Genomic DNA, 23,134 nt, shown 5'->3' with positions numbered 1-23,134 from the left:
TCTGGTACATTACTAGGCTCTATATCCGGTATAGGTTCTGGTACATTACTAGGCTCTATATCCGGTATAGGTTCTGGTATATTACTAGGCTCTATATCTGGTACAGGTTCTGGTGTATTACTTGGGCTTACATCCAGCTCACCTTTTTTCGTCGTATCTGTATTAGAAGTCTTTGGAATTGGCGTCAAACTAACTTTTTGTTCAGTTTCTGAATTAATATCTAATTCATCAAAATTATAAATTCCGTCTTTCTCTAAAAAAGGTTCCTGATTTATGTTTTCAATTCCTTTCTTTAAATCTTCAATTCTATCAAAATTCTGAACAACATTACCAACCATTTGTTCTTCTTCTAATGATGAAATAGTTTTTTGATTCGCTAAAATATTTACATCTAAGGCTAAACATCCCACAATTGCAACACATAATAGTACATTTACAACTTTTTTGTATGCACATTCGTTTTCCTTTTCACTAAATGATGCACTATAAAAATTAGGTTCTATAAAATAATACACAACAAGTGAAAAGGCATACGAAACAACCAACGTAGTTATCACTGCAATAATCTTAGAATCTATACTATTAGAAAAAATTATATAAAATGGCCAATGAAAAAGATACATTGGATATGAAATATTGGCCAAATGCGAAACTATTGTCAAATCTTTATATTGGGGTGAAACTACCTCATGCAACATCCTTGTTATCACCATAGCTAAACTTGTTAATATAGCTATAATCAAAAATCCATGCTTACAAACAAAAACACTCCCAAATTTGACATTAAAGCACAAATATATTATCGCACTCACAATTAATAATAATATGCCCCCTAAAAAGCTTCCAAAAAGTTTTGCCTTTTCTTTCAACTTAGCACTTGTTTTTTCAGACAATTTAAATCCAAATAAAATTCCAAACATAGACCCTATAAAAAACGGAAAGATATGCGATGTAGTTGAAAGATATGCTATAGATTTATTTAAATTATTTGTAAATAAATACTGCATATTAAGATACGACAAAACACTCATAATTGTAGCAACACATCCCAATACTATTTTGGCAGTATTGGTCGCTACATTCTTTCTCATTATCAACGCACAACCTACTCCCCAAAACAAATAATACCCTATTTCTAAACTAAGCGACCATGTATGTATATATAAATGTGGCAATAATCTTGCTTCATAACTTCCGCCATTTGCTATTTCAAAATAATTGGTTACAAATCCCAATGCTGCTGCTATTTGTTTTGATATATTCGCTGTAAAATCACTTGGTATTAGCTTTACGAACGGGAAAGTAAAAACTATTGCAAAAAATAATGCAGGAAAAATTCTATTAAGTCTTCTTTTTATATAAGATATAAAATTAAATTCTTTTTTTTGTTCAAACTTGGAAATCGTAATAGTTGTAATTAAATAACCTGAAATAACAAAAAATATATCTACTCCTAAGAATCCTCCTGGTAAAAAATCTTCAAACAAATGATACGACAAAACTAAAATAAGTCCCAACACTCTAATAAAATCTATAAATCTGACTCTCAATTACATCACCCTCCGTCCGTCATTCCAAATACTTTTTGTTTTTTCTCCATTCACATTTGTTATTACTCCTTCTCCATTAAATACTCCTTCTTTAAAACCTCCTTCATACTGCCAGCCATCTTTACTTGTGTATATCCCCTGTCCTTGAGGTAATCCTTTTACAAACTCTCCGACATATTCAGTATTACCAAATTTATACACACCAAATCCATCAAACAAACCACTCAAGAAATCCCCTGTATAACTCATATTTTTACACCTAAAATCTCCTTCTCCATTAGCCAATCCTTTAGAAAAATCACCTTCATAACTACTACCATCTTTATATGTAAACTTACCAAAACCGTACTGTCCGTTTTTCCCTAACTTTCCTGTATACTCCCAGCCACTACCACTTCTATACTTAATTTCATTATCCTTATTTATAGCAATTCCTCCATCTTGAATTTTTATTCCTCCTCCAACTATATCCCCATCTTGATATACTCCATACATCAAAAAATCATTATTATCTGAATATGTAAAAAAACCATCAAACTTACCCTTTTTAAACTCTCCTACACACATTTTATCACCAAGCGTAATTATTCCTTTATTCTGAAATTTTCCATCTACTAAATTCCCCGTATATGTAAATCCGCCCAGTTCATATCTTTTATTTTCCACATACTCCATATATATTGAATCAAACAATCCAAATGCATATAAAGAACAAATACTTATAAACGTGCAAAATGCACAAATATATATTATTCCTATAATTGGTCTTTGTTGCATACATAATTCCTCCTATCGATCTTAAAAAGGCGTACACTTTTAATATATATTTACTTAAGTAGAAAATATTTAAGAATTCGATTCTAGTATCGGCAAATACCATATAAATTTGATCTTCAATTCGTTTTCATGTCTAAATTCGTTTTGTTGATAGGCCCCACTTACATCCTATCAACAAAATCAAGTTATCATTGGTATTTTATCAGGTATGAACTTATGAACCCATCTATATTCCCATCCATAACAGATGTAACATTTCCATCTTCGTAATTTGTTCTATGATCTTTAACTAATGTGTACGGACAAAATACATACGACCTTATCTGACTTCCCCAAGCTATATCAAGCTGGATACCTTTTAAATCTTCTATTTTTTCTTTATTCTCTCTTTCTTTTAATTCAATCAGCTTAGACTTTAACATCATCATAGCTGTATCTTTGTTTTGAAATTGTGATCTCTCAGTTTGACACGAAACCACGATTCCTGTCGGTATATGCGTTATTCTAACTGCTGATGAAGTTTTATTTATATGCTGACCACCCGCTCCCGATGCTCTATATGTATCAACTCTTAAATCATCTGGATTTATTTCTACCTCTACAGTGTCATCTAACTCAGGCATAACATCCAGCGACGCAAATGACGTATGCCGTCTACCGGAAGCATCAAATGGCGATATTCTGACCAATCTATGTACACCTTTCTCGGATTTTAAATATCCATATGCATTTTCTCCTATAACCATAAACGTAACACTCTTTATTCCCGCTTCTTCTCCATCTAACACGTCAATTAACTTTACTGTATACTCTCTTTTTTCTGCCCATCTAGTATACATCCTAAATAACATTGAAACCCAATCACATGCTTCAGTACCTCCAGCTCCTGCGTGTAACGTCAAAATAGCATTGTTCTTATCATACTTTCCACAAAGTAAAACTTCTAAATGTAAATCCTCAATCATCTCTTTTAATGAAGACATTTCTTCTTCTACTTCTTTTAAAATATCCTTATTTTCCTCTTCTTGCCCTAAATCTATGAGAACAAATATATCTTCCCACTTAGATTTAATTTTGTTCATTCTTTCAATCTTGCTCTTTTTATTTTTTATCTTCTGAAGTATCTTGTGAGAATTTTCTATATCATCCCAAAAGTTAACTTCCATTGTTTTATGTTCTAACTCCTCTAACTCTTCCTTCATCTTATCTAATTCAAAGGGAAACACCCAACTTGTTTATATCTTCCTCTAATGCAGTATTCTCTAATCTTAACTGTTCAAACTCTACCATAAAAATCACTTCCCTCTCTTCTTACTTTGCAAAAACTTACTTTTTTTTAAAAAAATTATCCTGTGACTTACCTCACCTTTTTTAGAACGCACCCAAAGACAGCCTTCACTCCTTTCCCTCTCCTTCTACATAGAGTGTAAGCTGCCACGGATCCTATACCCTGACCTATTAATTTTTTATACTATTATCATCTACAGCTGCAGAAGTCATAGTATCTGGTGAGAACATAACAGGAAAATCCATCTTTCTTCTATTCTGCTTAATGAAAAGTCTTCTCTGTTCTTCTAAAGTTTCAGGTGTATTTTTGTTGTAGAAAAATGCCTCACTAACTTTTGCATATCTTGCAAACTCCTTTATTGTCTCGGAATTTGGCAACATCTTATCTTCCACGTACATCCTTATCAACTCTGGATAAAACTCAGCTCCTGTTTTTTCCAAAATATCAGCAGCCAACTCTTCATATGTTCTTTGCCCTTGTATCATCCTTATATTATCACTAATTATTTGAGCATTTGCCAATCTTAATTGTGATACTCCCAATAAGAAATCTACTGATACCTCAAAGAACTCAGCTATTTTCACAATCATATTCAGATTAGGCTCTCTCTTACCTTTTTCATAGGCCGCTATAGCCTGTCTTGTAATTCCCAAATAATCTGCTATGACTTGCTGTGTTATTTGTTTCTCTTTTCTCAACTTTTTAAAATTCTCTGCAAAGATCATTTTTTCACTCCTCATTTTATTTGCTTTCAAAAATTGTAAAACATATTAACAAAATACCAATAACTAATAAAAACACAGACCATCAAACAAATGAAACTTCCCATAAGATCCGTGATAACTACCACAAAACAAAACACCTGTCAATAATAAACAAACACATTATCGACATTCCTTTCTTAAATTATAGCTAAAAACAAGTTCCTTCTAGAAGGCTAAATAATTCCAAAGAATTCCAATACTACTAAAATTACAAGAAGCACTTCCAACATCCTTAAGAAGAATTTTACCACATTTGTTATTGCTTTGCAAGGGTAAAAAATATATTTTTTGCTTTTTGGGTCATAAATTTTTAAATATATTTCACTTTTTTAATATTAAGCCCAAAAACCTTTAATTTTCTATTATATTAATAATTTCTTTTGCTCTTTTTAATATTGGCAATTCCCTATTTACAATAAGTTTACCCAATCTAGTCCCACTATACTCCTTATATGCACTTACCGCATCATTATAATTAAATTTTAACGTGCATAAATGGAAATCATCCATTTCAGCCTTAGTCAAACTCCTCTCTCCAAATGAACACACCTTACAAAGATAATAGTTATTTATGTTATGCCTATGTAGTACATTATAATAATCGCTAACGACACCTATTTTTTGTATAATACTCACTTCTACACCCAATTCTTCTTTAAGCTCACGTTTGATAGCAGATAAAAGATCTTCTCCCTTTTCTACTCCACCACCCGACGTTTCAATCCAAGATACTTTACCTAACTCATCATCACGATTTGCCTTAACAAAATAATACAAACCCTTATCATCAAAAACAATTGCTCTTACAACTTCTCTATCGTGATCAATATATTCAAATGGCCACTCTGTATCCATAAGTTCTATATTCAACTCTTCCAAAACACAACCTCTTTTCATAATATCAATTGAAATTACGTCTTTTATCTCTCTAACTCATCTTTCTATCTTACAAACGAGTGTGAATCCCCTGAGTTTAATCATGGGGAGCAGTCAATCATCTACTATATTTATTTCTATATCATGAGCACTTGCTATACTCTTTGCCTTACTCACGAAATCTTCTTTTGTCTTTTTCCCATAAGCACTATCTTTCACTTCCATATCTTTGTACACAGTTTTTATTATAACATCTCTTCCTTCTCTTTTATCTATGCACTCTTTTATTACACTAAGGTTTTCGTATTTTTTTGCCATCTCGTAAGACGTTGAATTATTAAATACTATACCAACTGTATCACTATCTAATATAAATGCTTTACTATCCACTATGTACGACCACAACGCCATTTTTTTTGCTTTCTTTATCATATTCACTATATAGTCCCAACCATCATATTCTTCCCCTGCAGTCATTATTGTCCTCTTTTTAGCCACAGGCGGCGAAGTCAAAGATTTTTTAGGTAACGGTTTACTTTCACCTGTCGTTGTTTTAACCCTAACTCCATCTCTTACAACCTGGTTAAGCTTTGTCTCAAGCGCACTTATTTTATCTTCAAGGCTCATATCATCATTAACAAAATTATCTTCACATATTTTTATTAATGATACCTCAAGCAAAATTCTTTGATTTTTAGTCCACTTTAACTTCCCCTCTAATAAAGAAAGCTCCTTTATTATAAACACAATTGTTTCTGTCTCTAATTCTTTACAACTTTCTTTAAGCCTTATTAGCACATCACTAGACACATCTATTATATCTTCTGGCTTATTTGTTACTTTACATATCAACATATCCCTAAAATATTTAATAAGTTCCCTCAAAAATTGTAGCACATCTTTACCTTCAGTGACCAGTTCATCCAGCTCTCTTACAATACTAACAATATCTTTATTTATCATAGCATCTACAATGTTTAACACAAACTCAGTTGTTGCTATACCCACAACTTCTAGCACCTCATCATACTTTATTCCATTTTGATTCAGTGATATACATTGATCCAATATACTTATAGCATCTCTTAGAGCTCCATCAGCAACTTTAGCTATTAATCTTAACGCACTTTCTTCGCACGAAACACCCATATTTTCTACTATTCTGTCTAACCTCGCAACAATACTATCTAATGATATTCGTCTAAAATCAAATCTCTGGCATCTAGATAATATAGTCGCTGGCAGCTTATGTGACTCTGTTGTAGCTAACACAAATATAACATGCCCTGGTGGTTCTTCTAACGTTTTTAGTAACGCATTAAATGCACCAGTTGATAACATGTGTACCTCATCTATTATATAAACTTTATATTTAGACTGCGACGGTGTATACAAAACCTCATCACGTATCTGTCTTATATTATCCACACTGTTATTAGATGCAGCATCTATCTCTATTACATCCATATTACTTCCATCTAATATCCCTTTACACACACTACACTCGTTACAAGGATTCCCATCCACCGGATTTTGGCAATTAACTGCACGAGAGAAAATTTTCGCCATAGTAGTTTTCCCTGTACCTCTCGTACCGCAAAAAAGATACGCATGCGCAACCCGCCCTGTCTTTACAGTGTTCTTTAGAGTGCGCACAACGTGCTCTTGTTCTACTACATCTTCAAATATTAACGGTCTCCATTTTCTATAAAGCGCTACATACGACATTTAATCATCCTTCTTTAAATCTTTAGTCTTTTATCTTCCAATAACAACTGTTCACCTAATTGTTGTAAACCATCTTTTATTGCTTTGATTCTCATTTCTCCTATACCATCAACATCATCTAGCTCATCTTCACTCGCATTTAGTATAGACTGGAAGCTAGAAAATCTTTCCACTAAATTGTTAACAATATTATGAGGTAATCTTTGTATTTTACAAAGAAGCCTGTATCCCTTTGGTGAAACTGGTGTATCTAAGTTTGCAGAATATGTATAACCAAACACCTTCGCTATATTAGCTAAATCCATAAGCTCTGCATATGAAAATCTCTTCAAACTCATCTTGTAATCAATAGAAGTAGTCCCTGCATCTTCAATCATATAATCATCTATTAATCGCAATTCTTCATCCTCTACATTATTCATAAGTTCAGTAAGTTGCATTTGCACTAACCTTCCTTCTGTTCCCAGCTCACATATATAGCCCTCTATCTCCGACGCCATCTTTGACACCATTTCTACACGCTGAAAACTCTTTAATACATCCTCTAATGTAACTTCATCCTCAAACTCTAATCTTCCTAGGGCTGTTAGCGAATTGTCTAGCACTGTCTTATATTTTTCCAGCGTCTGCAACGCCTGGTTCGCTCTAGTTAGTACACTTGCTGCATCCTTCAATATGTATTTTTTATTACCTTTATATAAAGTTATAATACTTCTTCTGGATGATATGCTTATAACAAGCTCTCTTGTTTGCTTTGCAACCCTATCCGCAGTCTTGTGCCTCGTACCTGTCTCCTCCGAAGGTATAGTAGAATTGGGAATTAACATGGCATTTGCGTACAAAATCTTTTTTAAATCTTTACTCAATATAACCGCACCATCCATTTTTGCTAGCTCGTATATATACGTCGGAGAGTAATCCTTATTTATATAAAACCCTCCATCCACCAGCGACAGTACTTCCTGAGAATCTCCTATAACAATTAAGGCTCCTGTCTTTGCGTTTAAAATGTTCTCTAATCCATCTCTTAGCTGTGTTCCTGGTGCTAATATTTTTAACACTTCCATCATGTCCGACTCTGCCATACATATCACCCCTTATAAAATTATATTTATCAATTCTTGTACATTAGATATTCCTTTTACCTTTATGTTAATATTTTTGTTGTCTAATACCTTCACATTAGAAAGCGGAACAACAACCATATCAAATCCTAATCTCTCTGCCTCTATTATCCTCTTTTCTACCTGGCTAACTGCTCTTACCTCTCCTGTTAAACCAACCTCTCCTACAAATACTATTTTCCCATCAACTGATGCATTCTTAAAGCTAGACATTATCGCTGCCACTATACCAAGATCGCACGCTGTTTCATCTATCTTTAGCCCACCTATTACATTTACATAAGCATCATAACTACTAAGAGGCATCCCTATTTTTTTCTCTAATACCGCAATTAGCATATTGACCCTATTATAATCTACTCCCGTTGCCGTCCTCCTCGATAAACCAAACGCTGTTTTTGTAATAAGTGCCTGTACTTCAACTAACATAGATCTGGTACCCTCTAAACTAGATACTACCACTGACCCAGCAGCATTGGCCGGCTTCCCTGCCAACATTATTTCAGAAGGATTTTTTACTTCCACCAATCCTTCCTCTTTCATTTCAAACATTCCTATTTCGTTTGTTGATCCAAATCTATTCTTCACTGCTCGTAATATCCTATATGTTAAATTTCTCTCTCCTTCAAAATATAATACCGTATCAACCATATGCTCTAAAACTCTAGGACCAGCTATCGCACCATCCTTTGTAACATGCCCTACTATAATTGTAGATATGCCTTCACTCTTTGACATATTCATGAGCCTACACGTCACATCTCTTACTTGGCCTACACTACCTGGCGCTGTCGTTAATTCATCATTATACATAGTCTGTATTGAATCTATAATTAAAACTTTCGGCTTTTCATTATTTATAAGGACCTCAATTACATTAAATCTAGTCTCTGATACCATAAGTAAATTGTCGTTTACTACCCCTAGTCTGTTAGCCCTCAACTTTATCTGATTTACCGATTCTTCACCTGATACATATAAAACTTTTCCCTCAACCGCTACCTTTTCACATAGCTGAAGAATCAATGTAGACTTACCTATTCCCGGATCACCGCCTACCAATACCAATGAACCCTTAACCAGTCCTCCACCTAACGTTCTATCTAACTCCGATATCCCTGTTTTGTACCTTTCTTCACTATCTATCTCTATTTCATTTATTTTAAAAGGTCTAACTCCAATCACACTGGGCGATACTTGCTTCAAGTTCTTGCTTATTGCCTCCTCAACAAAAGTATTCCACTGATTGCAAGAAGGACATTTCCCAAGCCATCTTGATGTCTCATACGCACATTTCTGACAGATATATACCACTTTTGATTTAGCCATCATCTACTCCTCATTTCCCTGCTAATTACACAATAAGTCTTTATTTTTAAAAATCTACCACAAATTTGCATGACACCTACGTTTTCATCTAAACGGATCTTTTTTGATAATTCCTTAATTCCTAACAACAAAACTTACAATCCAAAAACGTAGATACATGAGACTCAAATTCAGCATAACGCACATTTATAACATACACATGATACCAAAATCTCATTTTTTTGTCAAGATCAAAAAAACACAAGAACACATACAGTATACAAATCTGTTCAACAACATTTTTTGTAATTACTGTATCGTAAAATACTGAAAATTCTGTAGTATATGAAAACTTTTTCCTAAAAATTAAAAAATAGCAAATTCACTTTCCCTTACTTCAGTAAGCACATACCAACTTCAACATACCTTTACCGAAAATATGTTCAGGCCACATTTAACACTTAAACATCATCCCTTACCTACACCTCAAATTCTTGACTTAAAACCCTCGGTGTGAAGCTTAAGGGCTTACTTTTGCACTACTTATATAAACAATTGATTTCCCTTCGATAGAACCAATGTGCTAAGCCCACACGAGCCAACCCCGCAAACCCTGCGGTTTTTACTTATCATAAAATTATTGAATTTATAATAAAAAAAATGGTCGGGGTGAGAGGACTTGAACCCCCGGCATCTTGGTCCCAAACCAAGCGCGCTACCAACTGCGCCACACCCCGAAACAACTCTTTCAAACAAAGATAATTATAGCTTAATATCCCTAGCAAATCAAAACCTAAAAATGATCAATATCATTTATTATACGAAATAGGATCGTCCATACTCCTTGTATCATCACATAACTAACAAATACATAAATTTTCATTATAATATTTTGATTTTTTAAAACTCTATTTTCTTTAATATACCAAATATTTTTTTATATAAAAATTTGACGTCTTCCTATGTCCTTATACACTGGAAGACACCAAATCAAAATTCATATTTTTGCATCTCTAGTCTAAGCTTATCAGCTATCATTGCAATAAATTCCGAATTCGTAGGTTTCCCTTTACCACTATTTATTGTATAACCGAATATATTTTCCATAACCTCAATTTGACCTCTTTGACATGCTACTTCTATTGCGTGTCTTATTGATCTTTCGACTCTACTAGGTGTAGTATTGTATTTTTGAGCTATAGCTGGATACAACGATTTAGTTATCGAATTTAATATGTTGATATCTTCTATAACCGTAATAATTGCTTCTCTTAAATATCTATAACCTTTTATATGTGCTGGTACACCAAGTGCACACATAATATTAGTAACTTTTTCTTGTAACTTTATAAGCGTCTTTATTTCCTCGTCATTTAGTGTATTTAAACATTTACGTCCTGTTCTATCGTAATGATATAATCCTCTAATTCTAGCACATAGCACTTTCATATTTACTGGCTTAACAAGATAATACTTCGCACCTAAATTAATAGTTTTCTCTATAACAGCATTCTCTTTAATATCAGATACAATTATAAAAATAGGCTTTTTATCTAAACCTTGATCTTGTAATCTATTCAAAACTTCCAATCCATCTATATATGACATAACTACATCCATAATTACTACATCTGGTTCCCTCTTCAAAATTTCTTCATATATCTCTATACCATTTCCCAAAAACAACTCAATTTCCATATCTTCCTGCCCCGTCAAGAATTCTTCTTCAATGTCTGTAAAAGTCCTATTCTCATTAGCAATAAGCACTTTTATTTTTTCTTTCTCCATACAGATTCCTCCCGAAATTAAATTTAAGCTTTTTGAATATTGTAGAATATGTAGGGGGTGACTTACATATTTTACCGTTTATGTACATTATATTCCAGGTTATTTGCGAAATTTGTCGTTTTTTGTAGAAAAAACAAAAAATTTTTTCTCTTTCTTTGAAACCCTTATCTAACAAGGATTATAATTCAAAAAAATAAAAAAATTTTAATTAAACTATATTTTTATTCTAAATTGCAAAAACGAAAGAGCTCTCACCTCTTTTTTTTGCAATTCATTCTTTAATTTTGTTTTATTTTACTCTCTTCTCAACCCCTTAGAACGATCTTTATTCATTTTATTATTCTTATTGATATTTTCTTCTACTTTCTCTATATTGAATTTTTTCTCCAAACTTTCATTGCCCATGCTAATTTTTCCCATAATATCAACTGATTCTAGCTCCGCTCTACTTTTTAATATATCCTTATTTCGGGAAATATTTATATCCATAATATTTTCAAGACCATCATTTTTCCATTTTCCTTTTGTAACAAAATCCCGTACCATGTTTAATTCCTTTTCATTATCTTTCAAGGCTTCACACAAAATCCCCAACACTTGTTTTTTATCGTCAATAACAAAATTTTTTTCAAATAATTGGGTCATCCCTTTTTTAAAATACTCATTTTCACTATTAAAATCTCTAACATTACATTTCATTAATTCTTCCATACTATCTCTTAATATTACATTAGATGCTGCATTTTTCACTAAGCTATAAAAAGCTTCATTAATATCTAATCCATTCTGATTCAAAAAGGCCATATCTTTACTTTCTTGCTTCCTTACTATATCACCTTGTATATTTCTTACAACATTTTCATGAAAAGATTTACTTGCTTCTTTTGCATTTTTTAAAACATTATCTTTTATATTTATTTTATCTACCGCATCTTTTGCGTATTTAGTAAAATCTTTTCCTATAACATCTTCCTTTTCCAATACCTCCATTTGCTTATTTAAAAATTTTATACTATTTTTTAATTTGTCTTCTATGTCAATATCCCCTGCTTTATACCTTGTTTTCTCCCAAAATCTAAATCCCTTTCCTTCTGCTACACCGTTCCTAATTTTCCCATCTTCTGCCACAATACACTTTATTGCTCTTTTTTTATCAATCTCCCTTTTCTTTTCCATCCCTATAAATTCAAATTTCCCACTACTATTTAACGAATACTCTTCTGCTTCTTTTTCTTCATCTTTTAAAATTTGTATCTTTATTACATCCTTATCTATAAAAACATGTACTTCATTCGGTGGATTTACGTCATAATCTAAAACAAATTTCTTGCCAAGATCTATCATTTTCAAAGTCAATTTCTCTTTCTGTATTTCCCCTTGAGCTTTCTTTAAATATTTCCCATTATTTATATTCTTAGTAGTATCCAAAACTTTTTTATCAAATTCCTCTGGTTTTTCAATGTAATCAACACTAAGCTCCACTCCCTCATGATCTTTCAATTCTTTTCCTAATCTTTCAACGAAAGAAACTTCTATAGGAGTCTCTCTTGAAACAACATTGGAAACCATCTCTTGTTTTATAGTATGTAATTCGTCTTGAGATTTAAGTGTTTTATTTTTATCATCCGAAATACTTTGCATAAGTTCTCCATACTCTTTGCTACCAGCTATTATATGTTGTATTGATCCATAATTTCCCTGATCTTTTCCTCTTAAACTAATTTCTTTAATTATTTTCTCTTTATCTTCATCACTATACTTTCCTAATGCATCTATTATCTGTTCCTTTTGTGCATCATAAGCATATACACTGTCATATGCATTTTTTATTTCTTCTACTGCTTCTAAAATTTTATTACTTTCCGCCTCTTGTACACTAGCCTGTAATTGCACTTGCTCTTTTCCCTTCACGCGCTGTTTCTCTTCTTCCGTATTCTTTTGTGCCTCTCTTGCTCTTTTCTCCATCTCTTCCTTCCACTCTTCCATTTCTTCTTTACTTATTCCTTGCTCTTTCTTTTCCTCTGCTTTTTCTAATCCTATACCTTCATCTATCTTAAATAGATTATCATTTATACCTGACATGTTCTCTTCCATAATCCCTTCTGCCCACTGCCTTATCTCTTTGTCCTCTACTTTCTGCTTCTCTTTTTCCGTATTCTTTTGTGCTTCTCTTGCACTTTCCTCCATCTCCTCTTCCCACTCTTGTATTTCTTCTTCACTTATTCCTTGTTCCTTATTTTCCATATCCATTTCACCTAATGCTTCTAGAAAATATTTTTTATTATTATTCAAGCCTTTTTTTATTTCTGTTATATGTTCTTCTTGACACATTTCAATAATGATTTTTATGTTACTATCATCATCTCTGTCCTTTTCCTTAATACTATTAATATATTTGATAGATTTTTCTATAAACTTCTTTTTACTTTTCTCTGCTTTTCCCTCTAAATTTTTGCATATATTTATTTTTTCTTTATTCTCTGAATAGAACTTATTTGCACCTTTTTTATCCGCCGATTTTTCCATTACCCTCCATTTAGTATATATTGCATATACCTCTTCTTTTTTCTTCTCTTCCCACTCATTTTCGGCATGTATCATTTCTTCTCCTGTTTTTTTTATATCCTTCCCTTTACGTTGTTTTTCCAGTTCCGCATTTATCCTTTTATATCTCTCTTCTTTTTTCTTCCATTCTTCGTTTTTTCTATTTCTCTCTTCTTTTTTGTTCGCCATATTTTCCTTTATTTTTTTTACTTGTGCTTTCCCTGCCTCTGCAATATTTTCAAAACCTTTCTTAATTATTTCTCCTCTATTTGTTCTTTCCTTCATTATTTCATCTCCCCTTTTCCTACAGTGACATTTCCATTCCCTTTTTCTGTTCAGCTAGTTTTTCCTTCTCCATTTGCCTATTTTTCACATACGTTATAATCTTCTCCACATTACCATCTTTACCTATGTTATCTACTAAGTTCTCTCTCTCTTTAAACTTGTCTCCTCTTCTGCTCTTAGGATACTGTCCTTCTCCTTCTTTCACCAACTCATCCGTTTTTCCGCTCTTTCTTCTTATTACCTTATCACCATCTTCTACATATTTCCCCATAACATTCTTCATCTCTTCAAGCGATTTACTATAAGTATTCAATTTGTTTATTTCAGTAGGCAATTTCGATGTTATAAAACTTTCTCTGTTGTTTAACTCTTTTAGCTCTTCCTTATTAGCCTCTCCAAATTTATACTTACCTTCCGCATTCAAAAATTCATCCCTATCTATATAATAGGTATCTACCTGGGCTTTATCTGCTTTCTCTACTTGCAATCTATATTTCCCATCAGGTAAACATACTATATTGAAATTTTTAACATCACTCATATCATTTAGATTACGTTTAAACTCATTTACTATCTGTAAAGCTACTGTCTTCTTGTCCACTATATTTATTTCCTGTCTACATCTTCTCTGCCATCTATTCTCTCCTGGTTCTTCTTTAAAATTAGTATATTCATTTTCATAACCTACATTTTTTGTCATACCCATATCCTCTTCTTTAGATATCCCATTTGGAACTACTTTTCCTGTCGCTATCGCTTTATTCTCTTCTATAATTCCAACTGTTAACTCTAAATCATTCTTCACTTTTTCTATTTTATTTCGTGTTGAAATCCCATTTAAATCTTCTAAAATATCATTAAGGGAAATAGCACTATCTATACGAGGAAGTTTTTTCTCACTTTCTATACCATATCCTTCCACGTTCACATTCTCCTTTTTTACATCCATTGCCTCATCTTGCATCTCAACGTATTCAACTGCCTGCCTTGGCATTTCTGTTTGTTTTACTATTACCTCTTTCTGCTTATCATTCCCTTTTTCAAAACTACTCACTTCTATTGGACGTTTTATTTTCCCTATTTCTTTATTTTCCTTGGTTACCTCCTCATTTTTCCTTCTTAACTTTTCTAATATCTTTTCTATTCCCGGGCTTACCTCTATATTAGTCTTAAATATTTCCTTGTTCTTATCTATTTCTTCAGGCTTAAATTCCTTTTTCTCCACTTTTTTTATGTCCAACATTTCATCCAATTTTACAAATTCACCTTTATTTGAAAGCCTTATATTTTCCCCTAATTCTTTCACTGCATCTGACATGCTTTTTGCAGCCTTTTGTAATGGATCCATCTGCTCTTTGTCCTCATCTATAGCATTCGCCTCTATCTCTTCCAATCTATTTATTTGTTCCAGATTATCTATATCTTGTGTGTTTGTTATCTCTTCTTTTGTTTCTTCTGGGGTATTTATCTCATCTCTTTTATTTATTTCTTCCTTTGACAATTCATCTTTCTGGTTTACACTTTCCACAATTTTCTGTTCGCGCTTTTCTTCGGGCACCTCTATATTTTCTGTCAATATCTCTGAATCCTTCTGATTAGCTATATCCTCGCTCTCTCTTATTTCCTTTTCAATTTCTAATTTGACTTCTTCTTTTATTTCTTCCTCCAAAGGATTTTCTTCAAGCCCTTTTGATATATCTCTATCTTTCATTTTTTCAATTAGCTCTTTTGCTAAATCACTAGCCAAAACATCTTTATACTTTTCCCACTCTTCACTTTCCATTAACTCGTCATGTACCTTATCATTCTCCTCTAATAACTTCTCATAATCTGCCAATAGCGCTTCATACTCATCATCTGTTATCGATGGTGATTCATACGCAGCTAAAACCTCTTCATATTTCTTATTTACTTTCTCTTCTAATTCTGCTGCCTTTTTGTATTCATCACTGTTAACATAATTATTTCTAGCTTCTTCTCTCTCATCAGACTTCTCTTCCAAATCACTTCTTTCTGCAATACGATCCAGCGCATCCTTTAATGATAAATTTTTCCCTTCCTTAGAATTCAAAAATGATAATTTCTTAGGTAAAACTTTTTTTTCTTCATTTTCTTAATTCTCTTCTTCATCAATATCATCATCATGTTTTGCTTCGAATATTTCTTGCAATCTCTTAGATAATTCCGAATCCATACATTTCTACCCCCTATCACTAAAAATAATCTATGTAAACATGGAATTTTTTCTCCAAGAAATGTCCGTATCTCGAGAAAAGTATACTTCTCTAGTTGCTAATGGATATCGGCAATTACAATCTTTTTCTTTACCTTTATTCCTAGCATGACTATCGTTTCCTAACTTGTATAATCGGGACATTAATTGCCAAAAAAACCCTATTGTTTAAACAAAAAACTTATACATCGAGAATTTTATGGCAAAAATTTGAGGTGTAGGTAAGTAAGGAGGTCACATAATAAATAAAACTTAAGGCAAAAAATGCTCTGGCAATAATCCCAGAGCAAATATATTATCGAATACAAAACTATACCACACATCACACTTTCTCACATTTATCTACTAATACTACGCTAGAATGAGCTAATACTCGTACTTTATCTCCGTTAACTCTTTCTATCTCTTCAACACCAGCACTTTTATCGTTTACTATAACTGACCAACCATTTTGCGGAAGTCGTATTACCTCTTCTCTCCATCCACCATTATGCACTACTGCTATCCTGTTAGATACATCTTTATTTGCGTGATCTGTTATTGTATATCCTATAACTTTATCTGGCAAATTATCCATGAATCTAACTTTCTTTCTTATCTCATCTGGATCATTTATTCTAAATCCTTTATGTTGCTTTCTCATTTTTATTAATCCTTTTATATAGTTACTGTCTTCTTTGTATTCGCTTTTTCTATTCCAATCTATTCCATTAATTCTATCTCCTAAATTATGGCTATTATTATTTTTATCCTTAGTACGCAAAAATTCATCTCCCTCTGGTACAACTAGTGCTCCTTGCATAGTAAATAAAATAGCATATCCCAGACGATACATTTTCCTTTTTACTGCTTCACACGCATCATTTACTGATACACATATTTTATCCCACCATGTAAGATTGTCATGCACTCCTACATAATTTACAACTTGATTTGGTTTTATTCTATCATAGTCATTACCCAACTGTGGATGGTACGTATCCGCCACAATCCCCTTCTTTAGCCTATATTCCTTATCTGCTATCCCTTCACCCTTTAATGCAAAACCTCGATCAGTTCCATCAAAACTTCCTTTTATCGCAGCTGACGCCTCATTACTAAAAAATGCTATACCTGGCATTTTGTACGCATTTCTTCTTTGCGCCAACTCTTCTTGAGATATAGTGGTGTCTGTTTCTGCTCCCCAACCTTCTCCATATACTAGTATACTTGGATCTATTTTATTTATTTCTTCCCTTATTTCATTCATGGTATCTTTATCTATTAAATACATCACATCAAATCTAAAGCCATCCACCTTAAATTCATTTACCCAATACTTAACTGTATCTAATATATACTTTCGTACCATTTTGCGTTCTGATGCTATCTCATTTGAACAATTAGTTGCATTAGAGAATTCCTCTTGCTCTCCCCTTACTCTATGAAAATACTTAGGCCCTAATATATTCAAATTTGAAAATTGTGTCTTGTACGTGTGATTGAATACAACATCCAAAACCACTCTTATACCATTCGCATGAAACGTTTGTATCATCTTTTTAAATTCTTTTATCCTTGCTACAGGATCATGCGGATCTGTTGAATACGTGCCCTCTATCACCATAAAATGTATTGTATCATAGCCCCAATTACTCTGCCTTTCTGCTCGTGTTTCATCTAAGGTACCACACTTGGCTATAGGCATTATCTGGACATGAGTATAACCTTCTTCTATTATGTGCGATAAACATGTACTAGTTCCATCCGATGTAGTCGTTCCTTTCTCCGTCAAACCCAAAAACTTACCCCTGTTATTTTTACTAACACCTGAACTTTCTTTTATACTATAATTCCTTACATGTATTTCTGTAATAATAGCATCTGTTATTTCACCAGATTTAGGTATGGCCACATCACCCCACCCCTCTGGATTCGTATCCTTAAAATCTATTATTGCTCCTCTTTCAGCATTTATCCCCGCCGCCTTAGCATATGGATCTATTGTTTCAACCATCTGTGTTCCTGAATATACTCTGTATTTGTAAAACATTCCTTTTAAATTTCCCCTAACTTTAGTACGCCAGGTCCCACCCTTTGATCTTCTTAAATCTTTGACCTTTACTGGCAAACTTCCTGTGTCTTTATCGTATAACAAAAGCTCCACCCTCTCAACTTCAGGTGCCCAAACTCTAAATTTACTCCTCCATTTTTTATATGTAACACCCAAATCATCCCCGTCATATGTAATATTCTTTACATATTCAGTATGATCATACAACTTTCTTAATGATATAAATCTACTCTTGTAGCCAGTTAGTCTTAATCTGTAATGCTTTTTAAATGGTTCTAACTTATAACTATCTCCCTCTGTTTTTAAGTTTATCCTAAAAAACCGCCTTTTATCTCTCTCTTCCCTTTTTTCTCCTCTATATTGTACACTACTTATAGGAACAACCTCTGATTTTTCATCTTCCAATACAAATGGTGCAACTAGCGCATTATCCATTTCTCTGCTACTTATTTCCTCATATAATTTTTTATTTAACTCAACATAAACTGTCTTTATTTTACCCTTATCCATTGGATATCTAAATGTAGCATCAACTATCCTAGGTGACAAATCTATCTCTCTTTCTCCAAATCCAATGTTTAAGTCACCTTGAGCTAAATATATGTCCACTTTGCCTTCTTTTTGCATCCTTAGTATATCTTCCAATCTTACAAACCTGTCTTGGTCAATGTCTCTATCTATCCAATTATCTTTTCTTATCAAAAACCCTATACTCTCTATATTTTCATTTGGTTCCAATATAAAAGTTGCAACCTTCCCCGCACTTGCCCCTCCTACCTTACCATATGTATCATCATAGTTCACAAAAGCTATACCACATCCTGGCTCTTCTATTGTTACATCTGTTTTAAACTTCTTCCAAACCCATATATTCCACAAATCATAGTCGTCATCATATCTTTTGTAATGAAAATTAACTAAAATAGGCCTGTTATACACTATTTTGGGAATATTTTGCACCATATATATGTCTACAACCCCATCTCTGTCATAACTTCTCAAGTTTACAGCCTTCTCCCTGCACTCCCTGTCTGACCACTTGTTCCCACCTTTCCTGATTATAAAGCCAAATTTATCCGCTGGTTTAACTCCACTCAACTTACATTTTGCTACTTTCCAATATGGATCTTCTTCATTTACAAACTTTACATCTTCTTTCTTTCCATTTATCCATGTATGCACATCCCAGTCTTTGTAGTCCCTACGCCACCGTCTATAGTGCATATTGACAACTAGGTCTCTTTCTTTTTTTTGCAACTCTTTTTTCCCGTGTATAACGTAAGCTTCTATACATCCATTTTCATCAGCATCCGTACCTAACACGAACCTATCATCCTCACATTCTCTTTCTATAAATTTGTCATTCCTATCAAGTTTGCCTATAGCAAAAAATATTTTGTTTTGTTTCCCTAGATTTTCCAATTCTAATTTAGCTACCCTCCCATACGAACAACTCTCAGCATCTTCAAAAAAATTAACTTTCCTACACTCTGACCCTTCAATCCAAACTAGAGCACTCCATTCATCATATTTATTATCCATACGATGATAATATAACTTAAGCTTTAAGTTTTCTCTCTCCGTTAGGTTTTCTTGAAAATCTGACATTAATATTCCTCCCATGTGTCTTTACTTCGTCTGACGACCCCTCATCGACTTTCGCTTACGGCAGCAACTAACGCTCCCATTAATATAAATACACACCATGAGTCGCAAATTTAAACTTCAATTTTTCAATCATCTGCTCAACAAAAGCAGACAGTCCTACAAACTGCCCTTAAAGCATAACCATTATTATGCAAACTATGACATTTTTATAAATAAACCTCCTACAATGTAAAATTTTATCATAGTATTGCTGTTGATGTCAACAAAATATTCTTGATATCATGACCTTTTATTGTTGAATTTACTTATTGCCTTATACCCACTATTTATGATATACTTAGGGGTTTTATTATCCCATATGCTTCTTGTTTACTTAAATATCTAAACTCTCCTTTTTTTAAATCGTTTATTTTTATATTCCCTATCTGTACTCGCTCAAGTAAAAGCACTTTGTGTCCTATGTTTTTAAACATTTTTCTTATCTGTCTATTTTTCCCTTCTCTAATAACAATTTTCACTCTAGTAGTATCTTTATTTTTCTGTAGAATTTTTATTCTAGCTGGCAAGGTTTTATATTCATCATCTATCACTATTCCATTTTCAAGTTGATATACATCCTGATTAGTCAATTGTCCCTTAACTTTTGCTACATATGTTTTTTCAACATGATACTTAGGATGTGTCAACATATTAGTAAGTTCCCCATCATTAGTTAAAATGATTAGCCCCGATGTATCATAATCTAGCCTGCCTACTGTATGAAGCCTAACACCGATATCTCCTACAATATCAATGACAGTAGGTCTATCAAATTGGTCTTTGCAAGAAGTTATAACCCCAGTAGGCTTGTTTAGCAATATATAAACTTTGTCGCATGGCATTTTTATGATCTTCCCGTCAACTTTAACAACATCCTTTGTTGTAACTTTAATGCCCATGTCTGACACTTTTTCTCCATTTACAAAGACATGCCCATCCCGTATTAAACAATCCGCCTTCCTGCGCGATGCAACACCACATCGGGCTATGTATGAATTAAGTCTTATCCCTTCCATAGCTCTACTCCTTATAAAATATTTTTTACCAAGATATTATAATTTACTGTACTACAACTTGTCAAAATTAATTTTTTGTCTACACAAAACAACTCTACAAAGTATTATGCTACAATAATGATATTAATTGATCAAGATATTGGGAAATTAATATCAAATATACCTGATAATGCCCGCTCATTCTAAGAAGATTTTTCTCTACAAAAGTAACTTTTTATACAAAGATGTTACAATGAGATTATAGTTAAAGCAACTATGATATGTTTAGAAGGAGTTGGTTGTTGTGAAAAAGTAGGCAGCTTATATTATTAATGCCAAATCTAGTATGACGTATTTTCTTCGCCTTATAACTTCATTCTATATACAGTTTATCATGTTGACATATTTTTTCTCTTATGTTTTTGCAACAAATCACAAATAATGTCTGTTCATTATTTACTGCAAGATACGCTTCCAATCATTTGCTATTTTAATCATCTCTCTCGCATTTTTCATTGTTATATCCGATATATTAGCACCACCAATTATCCTTGCTACCTCTCTTGTCCTACCATCTTCTGACAGTTTTCGCACACTAGTCTTTGTTTCATCTTTGCTACTATTTTTCTCAATTATATAGTGATTATCAGCCATAGTAGCTATTTGAGACAAATGTGTTATACATATTATTTGATGCATTCCTGACAGCACCGACAATTTCTCTCCAACTTTTTGTGCCGCTCTACCACTTATTCCTGTGTCGATTTCATCAAATATAATACTCTCCAAATTATCTTTATCTAAAATAATACTCTTTATTGCAAGCATAACCCTAGACATTTCTCCACCAGAAGCAATCTTTACTAGCTGTTTTTCCTTTTGTCCCTTGTTGGTCGATATAAAAAATTCTACCTTATCTAATCCATTACTATTAAAATTATATATTCCGTCTTCATCCATATCTTTTGCGACATCAACCCTTACACTAAAATTACTATCTCTCATCTCAAGATCCTGTAACTCATTTGTCACCCTCTCTTGAAGTACTTTTGCATACTCAAATCTTATATCATGCATGTCCATCGAAAGTCTATATAATTCCTTGTTTAATGCCTCTATCTCTTGCTGTGATTTTTTTATATATTCCTCACTATTTATCAACTCATCAAGACTTTTTCTACATTCATCCATATAATTTAAAATATCCTCTATACTACTGCCATACTTGCGTTTTAGCCGTACAATTAAATCTATTCTCTCATCTATCATTTCTTGCTCATTCTCATCAAAAAATAAATCCTCTAGTCTACATCTCACATCATCTGCAACATCGTCTAATTGATATGACACACTGTTTACAGCCTCCGATATCTTACGATATCCCTCATCTAAATCTGCTATTTGGCCAATGTTATTCGCCATACCCTTAACCAAATCACGCAGCCCACCGTCACTACAAAGTACATCATTTGTCATTGCCAACACCATCTTTATTTTCTCAGTATTCGCTACTATAGCACGCTTCTTCTCTAATTCTTCATCTTCCCCAATCATTAAATTAGCTTCTTCTATTTCTGTTAGTTGATACTTTAGTAAATCAATTTTTCTCTCGCGCTCTTCTCTTTTGCCAACTCGGACACACAATGCTTCTCTCTCATTCTTTAATTCACAAAGTTTTTGTTGATACTCATTCCTAAGACTTGTTATCTTCTTCCCAATAAATAAATCCAATAATCCTATATGTCGCTTAGCCTCAATCAAATCTTTATTATCGTTTTGCCCATGTATGTTTATTATATACTCGCCAATCTTTTTTAACACCGACAACGTAACTATCTTATGATTAATCCTGCAAACATTCCTCCCCGACAAATAAATTTCACGCATAACTATTAGCGTTCCATCTTCCTCAAGTGGTATGTCTAACTCCTTTAACATCTCTTTTACTTTATAAGACTTAGTGTAGAATACCGCCGTAACTTTCGCTAACTCTTCCCCAGCACGTATAACATCTTTGGATATGCGTTCCCCAAGTATAGCATTTATAGAATTTATTATGATAGATTTTCCTGCTCCTGTCTCTCCTGTCATAACATTGAGCCCTTCTCCAAACTCTATACTTATCTTATCTATTATAGCTACGTTCTGTATTTCTAAGAAACTTAACATATCCC

General features: G+C 33.0%; 14 protein-coding genes and 1 tRNA gene. All 15 read right to left on the bottom strand.

Going from position 1 to position 23,134, the window contains the following annotated elements; translation table 11 throughout:
• Positions 1 to 1,550, bottom strand: a 1,550-nt coding sequence (locus J6Y29_05890; GenBank protein ID MBP5427399.1) for an acyltransferase family protein, incomplete at its 3' end; no start/stop codon positions are given.
• Complete coding sequence (locus J6Y29_05885; protein MBP5427398.1) at positions 1,551 to 2,327, bottom strand: hypothetical protein; 777 nt, start codon at positions 2,325 to 2,327, stop codon at positions 1,551 to 1,553.
• A gap of 188 nt (positions 2,328 to 2,515) precedes the next feature.
• Positions 2,516 to 3,617 (bottom strand): peptide chain release factor 2 gene (gene prfB, locus J6Y29_05880; protein MBP5427397.1). Its coding sequence is split into 2 segments (ribosomal slippage): positions 2,516 to 3,541 and positions 3,543 to 3,617, totalling 1,101 coding nucleotides; the frame shifts between segments, so codons are not numbered across the junction.
• A gap of 168 nt (positions 3,618 to 3,785) precedes the next feature.
• Complete coding sequence (locus tag J6Y29_05875; protein ID MBP5427396.1) at positions 3,786 to 4,340, bottom strand: helix-turn-helix transcriptional regulator; 555 nt, start codon at positions 4,338 to 4,340, stop codon at positions 3,786 to 3,788.
• Between the two features lie 390 nt (positions 4,341 to 4,730).
• A complete protein-coding gene (locus J6Y29_05870; GenBank protein ID MBP5427395.1) occupies positions 4,731 to 5,276 on the bottom strand; it encodes an NUDIX hydrolase in 546 nt (181 codons plus the stop codon).
• A 93-nt stretch (positions 5,277 to 5,369) separates the two neighbouring features.
• Positions 5,370 to 6,983: a DNA polymerase III subunit gamma/tau gene (gene dnaX, locus J6Y29_05865; GenBank protein ID MBP5427394.1), complete on the bottom strand. Its 1,614-nt coding sequence runs from the start codon at positions 6,981 to 6,983 to the stop codon at positions 5,370 to 5,372.
• Between the two features lie 14 nt (positions 6,984 to 6,997).
• On the bottom strand, positions 6,998 to 8,068 hold the full coding sequence (gene disA, locus J6Y29_05860) for a DNA integrity scanning diadenylate cyclase DisA (protein MBP5427393.1): 1,071 nt from the start codon (positions 8,066 to 8,068) through the stop codon (positions 6,998 to 7,000).
• A 12-nt stretch (positions 8,069 to 8,080) separates the two neighbouring features.
• Positions 8,081 to 9,436: a DNA repair protein RadA gene (gene radA, locus J6Y29_05855; protein MBP5427392.1), complete on the bottom strand. Its 1,356-nt coding sequence runs from the start codon at positions 9,434 to 9,436 to the stop codon at positions 8,081 to 8,083.
• A 640-nt stretch (positions 9,437 to 10,076) separates the two neighbouring features.
• Positions 10,077 to 10,152 (bottom strand) — tRNA-Pro (locus J6Y29_05850).
• Positions 10,153 to 10,405: 253 nt separating this feature from the next.
• Entirely contained in the window at positions 10,406 to 11,203 is a 798-nt protein-coding gene (spo0A, locus tag J6Y29_05845; protein ID MBP5427391.1) for a sporulation transcription factor Spo0A, read from the bottom strand.
• A gap of 294 nt (positions 11,204 to 11,497) precedes the next feature.
• Positions 11,498 to 14,032 carry a hypothetical protein gene (locus J6Y29_05840; GenBank protein MBP5427390.1) on the bottom strand — a complete coding sequence of 845 codons (2,535 nt, stop codon included), beginning with the start codon at positions 14,030 to 14,032 and terminating at the stop codon, positions 11,498 to 11,500.
• A gap of 19 nt (positions 14,033 to 14,051) precedes the next feature.
• Entirely contained in the window at positions 14,052 to 16,103 is a 2,052-nt protein-coding gene (locus tag J6Y29_05835) for a hypothetical protein (GenBank protein MBP5427389.1), read from the bottom strand.
• 484 nt (positions 16,104 to 16,587) lie between these two features.
• On the bottom strand, positions 16,588 to 19,926 hold the full coding sequence (gene pulA, locus J6Y29_05830; GenBank protein MBP5427388.1) for a type I pullulanase: 3,339 nt from the start codon (positions 19,924 to 19,926) through the stop codon (positions 16,588 to 16,590).
• A gap of 326 nt (positions 19,927 to 20,252) precedes the next feature.
• Complete coding sequence (locus tag J6Y29_05825) at positions 20,253 to 20,981, bottom strand: rRNA pseudouridine synthase (protein MBP5427387.1); 729 nt, start codon at positions 20,979 to 20,981, stop codon at positions 20,253 to 20,255.
• A 435-nt stretch (positions 20,982 to 21,416) separates the two neighbouring features.
• The gene (gene recN / locus J6Y29_05820; protein ID MBP5427386.1) at positions 21,417 to 23,129 is read right to left on the bottom strand and encodes a DNA repair protein RecN; all 1,713 of its coding nucleotides are present in this window, start codon (positions 23,127 to 23,129) and stop codon (positions 21,417 to 21,419) included.
• Between the last annotated feature and the right edge of the window lie 5 nt (positions 23,130 to 23,134).

The organism is Clostridiales bacterium (genome assembly GCA_017961515.1).
Classification (GTDB): domain Bacteria; phylum Bacillota; class Clostridia; order Acetivibrionales; family RGIG10202; genus RGIG10202.
Note: the sequence above shows the minus strand (reverse complement) of the source record. Positions and strands in the feature narration are given on the sequence as shown.